This window comes from Actinoplanes sp. NPDC048791 (genome assembly GCF_040650095.1).
Classification (GTDB): domain Bacteria; phylum Actinomycetota; class Actinomycetes; order Mycobacteriales; family Micromonosporaceae; genus Actinoplanes.
The window spans coordinates 1-5,039 of record NZ_JBEZGQ010000632.1; the positions used below are offsets into that span (position 1 = coordinate 1).

4 protein-coding genes are annotated in these 5,039 nt (G+C 72.3%); all 4 read right to left on the minus strand.

Going from position 1 to position 5,039, the window contains the following annotated elements:
- A partial coding sequence (locus tag AB0C29_RS33130; RefSeq protein WP_360828630.1) for a cation-transporting P-type ATPase occupies window positions 1-665 on the minus strand: 665 nt, incomplete at its 3' end.
- Window positions 666-778: 113 nt separating this feature from the next.
- Entirely contained in the window at window positions 779-1,528 is a 750-nt protein-coding gene (gene pflA, locus AB0C29_RS33135; RefSeq protein WP_360828633.1) for a pyruvate formate-lyase-activating protein, read from the minus strand.
- Entirely contained in the window at window positions 1,525-3,765 is a 2,241-nt protein-coding gene (gene pflB, locus AB0C29_RS33140) for a formate C-acetyltransferase (protein WP_360828636.1), read from the minus strand. The genes pflA and pflB overlap by 4 nt, the downstream gene beginning before the upstream one ends.
- A gap of 106 nt (window positions 3,766-3,871) precedes the next feature.
- Window positions 3,872-4,882 (minus strand): alcohol dehydrogenase AdhP, encoded by a 1,011-nt coding sequence (gene adhP, locus AB0C29_RS33145; protein ID WP_360828639.1) that lies wholly within the window; start codon window positions 4,880-4,882, stop codon window positions 3,872-3,874.
- Between the last annotated feature and the right edge of the window lie 157 nt (window positions 4,883-5,039).

Genomic DNA, 5,039 nt, shown 5'->3' on the forward strand with positions numbered 1-5,039 from the left:
CGCCGCTGCAGCGGGGTCAGGCCGGGCTTGGTGCGGGCCACCAGGGCCGAGATGCGGCCCAGCGAACTCGCCGCCCCGGTCCGCACGACCAGGCCGGCGGCCCGGCCGGTGGTCAGCACCGTCCCGGCCCCGGCCTCCTCGCCGGTCCGGTGGTGCACGGTGACGGACTCGCCGGTCAGCGCCGACTCGTCGAAGCTGGCGCGCTGCACCTCGACGAGGTCCAGATCGGCGGGCACGATGTCGCCGGCCTCCAGCCGGACCAGGTCACCGCGCACCAGCTGCGCCGCGGGCAGGATCCGGTCGGCGCCGTCGCGGACCACCCGGGCGGTCGGCGCGGCGAGCTGGTCGAGGGCGGCGATGGCCCGGTCCGCCCTGACCTCCTGGACGACCCCGATCAGGGTGTTCACGGTGACGACCAGCAGGATCACGGCGGTGTCGGGCAGATCGTCCAGCAGTGTGGTGACGACGGCGGCGACCAGCAGCAGCGCGATCAGCGGATCGGCCAGCTGCGTCCCTATCCGGGCCGGCAGGCGGCGGGGAGCGGGCGCGGCCACCGTGTTGGGGCCGTCGGCAGCCAGCCGGCCGGCGGCCTCCGCGCTGGTCAGTCCACGGGTCGCGGCGGCCGTGCTGGTGTCCACGATCGGCTCCTTCGCGTCGTCGGGCATCGCCCCTCCAGGCTGCGCGGATCGGCCCCCGGACAGCAGGGCCGTTCGGCCCTGGTCACCGGGACCCGGGCGAGGCGGCTGCTCCCGCCCGTCGGCAACGACGACACAGCTCTTCAGAGGACGGTCAGACCACGGGCGCGGAACCGGTCGCGGACCCGGTCGAGGAGCTCGGCGTCGGGCGGCCCGGTGCCCGCGAGCGGGAAGTCGAGGCCCAGGGCCGCGTACTTGGCGGCGCCGAGGCGGTGGAACGGCAGCACCTCGACCCGTTCGACCGTCGGCACGGTGGCCACCAGGTCGGCCACCGCGTCGACGTTCGCGGGGTCGTCGGTGAGGCCCGGCACCAGGACGAAGCGGACCCAGATCGGGATGCCGCGCTCGGCCAGGCGATGCGCGAAGCGGACCGTCGGTCCGAGCCGGCCGGTCCCGGTCACCGCCTGGTAGGTGTCCTCGTCGCCCGACTTGATGTCGAGCAGCACCAGGTCGACGGCGTCCAGCAGGGCGTCGTCGGCCCGGTCGCCGTAGAAGCCGCTGGTGTCCAGCGCGGTGTGCAGGCCCAGCTCCTTGCACCGGGTCAGGACCGAGCGCGTGAAGCCGGGCTGCTGCAACGGTTCGCCGCCGCTGAGCGTGACTCCGCCGCCGGCGACCTTGATGAAGCGCTCGTAGCGGCGGATCTCGGTGACGAGGTCGTCGACGGTGGTCGTCCGGCCGTTGCGCTGGAACCAGGTGTCGGGGCTGTGGCAGTACCGGCAGCGCAGCGGGCAGCCGGCCAGGAACGCGACGAAGCGGGTGCCGGGGCCGTCCACTCCGGTCGAGACGTCGAAGGAGTGGACGGAGCCGGTCAGCGGCGCGGCCACGGTGGTCACAGCGAGCCGTGGAAGGTCCGGGAGATCACGTCGTGCTGCTGTTCGCGGGTCAGCCGGACGAAGTTGACCGCGTAGCCGGACACCCGGATGGTGAGCTGCGGGTACTTCTCCGGGTGGGCCATGGCGTCCTCCAGCGTCGCCCGGTCCAGCACGTTGACGTTGAGGTGGAAGCCACCCGCGTCGGTGTAGCCGTCGAGCACCCCGGCCAGGTTGGCGATCCGTTCGTCCCGGCTGTGCCCCAGACCGTCGGGGGTCACGGTGGTGGTCAGCGAGATGCCGTCGCGGGCGCACCGGTACGGCAGCTTGGCCACCGACAACGCGGCGGCGACCAGGCCGTGCCGGTCGCGGCCGTTCATCGGGTTGGCGCCCGGGGCGAACGGCTCGCCGGTACGCCGCCCGTCCGGGGTGTTGCCGGTGTGCTTGCCGTAGACGACGTTCGACGTGATCGTCAGGACCGACAGGCTGGGCTCGGCGCCGCGGTACGCCGGCTGACGGCGGATCTTGGCCATGAACCGCTCGACCAGGTCGACGGCGATGGCGTCGGCGCGGTCGTCGTTGTTGCCGAAGGTCGGGAAGTCCCCGTCGACGGCGTAGTCCACGACCAGCCCTGACGTGTCCCGCAGCGCCTTGACCTGCGCGTACCTGATGGCGGAGAGGCTGTCGGCGGCCACCGAGAGCCCGGCGATGCCGGTGGCCAGGAAACGGTGCACCGGGTAGTCGTGCAACGCCATCTCCAGGCGCTCGTACGCGTACTTGTCGTGCATGTAGTGGATGACGTTGAGCGCGTCCACGTACGTCTCGGCCAGCCAGTCGAGGGTCCGGTCGAAGGCGGTGAGCACCTCGTCGTAGGCGAGGACGTCGCCGGTGACGGGCGGGCTCGGCGGGGCCACCTGGTCGCCGGTCAGCTCGTCGCGGCCGCCGTTGATCGCGTACAGCAGGGTCTTGGCCAGGTTGGCCCGGGCGCCGAAGAACTGCATGTCCTTGCCGACCCGCATGGCCGACACGCAGCACGCGATCGCGGTGTCGTCACTGTAGGCGGGACGCAGCAGGTCGTCGTTCTCGTACTGGATGGAGCTGGTGTCGATCGAGACCTGCGCGCAGAACCCCTTGAAGCCCTTGGGCAGGGCCGGCGACCACAGCACGGTCAGGTTCGGCTCCGGTGCGGGCCCGAGGTTGTAGAGGGTCTGCAGGTAGCGGAAGCTGCTGCGGGTCACCAGCGGCCGGCCGTCGGCCCCGACGCCGCCGATCGCCTCGGTGACCCAGGTCGGGTCGCCGGAGAACAGCTGGTCGTAGTCGGGGGTCCGGAGGAAGCGGATGATCCGCAGCTTGATCACGAAGTCGTCGATCAGCTCCTGCGCGGCGGACTCGGTCAGAGTGCCCTCGTCGAGGTCGCGCTGCAGATAGATGTCCACGAACGTCGAGGTGCGGCCCAGCGACATGGCCGCGCCGTTCTGCTCCTTGGTCGCGGCCAGGTAGGCGAAGTACAGCCACTGGATCGCCTCGCGGCCGGTCGCCGCGGGGCGGGAGATGTCGGAGCCGTACGCGGCGGCCATGGTCTTGAGCTCGCCGAGGGCGCGGATCTGCTCGGCCAGCTCCTCCCGGTCGCGGATGACGTCCTCACTCGACAGGTGGGCGTCCAGCGTTGCCTTGCGCTCCTGGCGTTCGGCGATGAGGCGGTCGACGCCGTACAGGGCGACGCGGCGGTAGTCACCGATGATCCGGCCCCGGCCGTACGCGTCGGGCAGCCCGGTGATGATGTGCGAGCGCCGCGCGGCCAGCACGTCCGCCGGGTACGCGTCGAAGACCCCGTCGTTGTGCGTCTTGCGGTAGCGGGAGTAGATCGCGTGTACGGCCGGGTCGAGCGCGTACCCGTAGGCCTTGAGCCCGGCCTCGACCATCCGCAGGCCGCCGGCCGGCATGATGGCCCGCCGCAGCGGCGCGCTGGTCTGCAGCCCGACGATCAGCTCGTGGGAGCGGTCGATGTAGCCGGGCACGTGCGCGGTGATGGTCGACGGGGTGTGCGTGTCGACGTCGTAGATGCCGCGCCTGCGCTCCTCGACGAACATCCGCTGCAGTTCCCGCCAGAGCCGTTCCGTGCGGTGCGTCGGCCCGGTCAGGAACGCCGCGTCGCCGGGGTACGGCGTGACGTTGTCGTGGATGAACCCGGCGACGTCGACGGTGTCCCGCCAGGTCGTCCTCGTGAATCCGCGCCAGGCCTCTCTGCGTTCCTGCACCATGACTCCTCCTCGTCTCTGCTTCCAGGCTGGCCGCTGCCGGCGGGCCCGGGCAGGGCCGAAGGTCCCGGGCGGCCGAGCCACCCGGAACCTCCGGTCGGAGGGCCGGCTACGGCATCAGGACCAGGCGGGCGGGGACCCGGCCGGCCAGGACGTCCTCGATGGAGGCGTTGATGTCGTCGAGCCGGCGGGCCTCGTAGCGGACCTGGGTGCGCCCGGCGGCGTGCAGCCGGAACACCTCGGCCAGGTCGGCGCGGGTGCCGACGATCGAGCCGATCACCCGGATGCCCTTGAGCACGGTCTGGAAGATCGGCAGGGACATCGCGTTGTCCTTGGGCAGCGACACCAGGATCAGCCGGCCGCCGCGGCGCAGCGACGCGTGGGCCTGCTCGACGACCCGCGGGTCGGCCGCGAGCACCACGGCCACGTCCGCGCCGCCCAGCGCCTCGATGGCCGCGACCGGGTCCGACGTGGCCGCGTTGATCACATAGGCCGCACCCAGGCTCTTGGCCAGCGCGAGCTTCTCCTCGGTCACGTCCACCGCGATGGTCTCGCCGCCGAAGATCTGCGCGTACTGCTGGGCCAGGTGTCCCAGCCCGCCGATGCCGAAGATCGCCACCCGGTCGCCGGGTGTCACCCCACCGACCTTGACCGCCTTGTACGTGGTCACACCGGCGCAGGTCAGCGGCGCGGCCTCGGCCGGGTCGATACCGGCAGGCACCGCCACGACGTAGCGGGCGTCGGCGACGGCGAACTCGGCGTGCCCGCCGTCGATGGCGTAGCCGGTGTTGAGCTGCGACTCGCACAGCGTCTCCCAGCCGGTGACGCAGTACTCGCAGGTGCCGCACGCGTGGCCCAGCCACGGGATCGCGACCCGGTCGCCGACGGCGTGCGCGGTGACGTCCGCGCCGAGCCGCTCGACGATGCCGACACCCTCGTGGCCCGGGATGAACGGCGGGGTGGGCTGCACCGGCCAGTCGCCGCGAGCGGCGTGGATGTCGGTGTGGCAGAGCCCGCTGGCCTCGATCCGGACCAGCACCTGCCCGGCCGCCGGCTCGGGCGTGGACACCTCTTTGACTTCGAGTGGCTGGTCGAAGCCGGTGACAACCGCTGCGCGCATGACGTCTTCCCTTCCGCTTGATCTCCACCTCGAGTGTTGGCCGCCGGCGCCCCCGTGGGCAGGGCCGATGGACCCGGCCACGAGGGGCCGTGAGTCAGCGCTGCGGCACGAGGCGACGGGCCCTGAGGAACCGCGCCCACCAGGGCCGGGGTACGCC

Bases quoted from the DNA above. Each gene is read 5' to 3' on its own strand.
- adhP (WP_360828639.1), bottom strand. From the start codon at position 4,882: ATGCGCGCAGCGGTTGTCACCGGCTTCGACCAGCCACTCGAAGTCAAA.
- pflB (WP_360828636.1), bottom strand. From the start codon at position 3,765: ATGGTGCAGGAACGCAGAGAGGCCTGGCGCGGATTCACGAGGACGACC.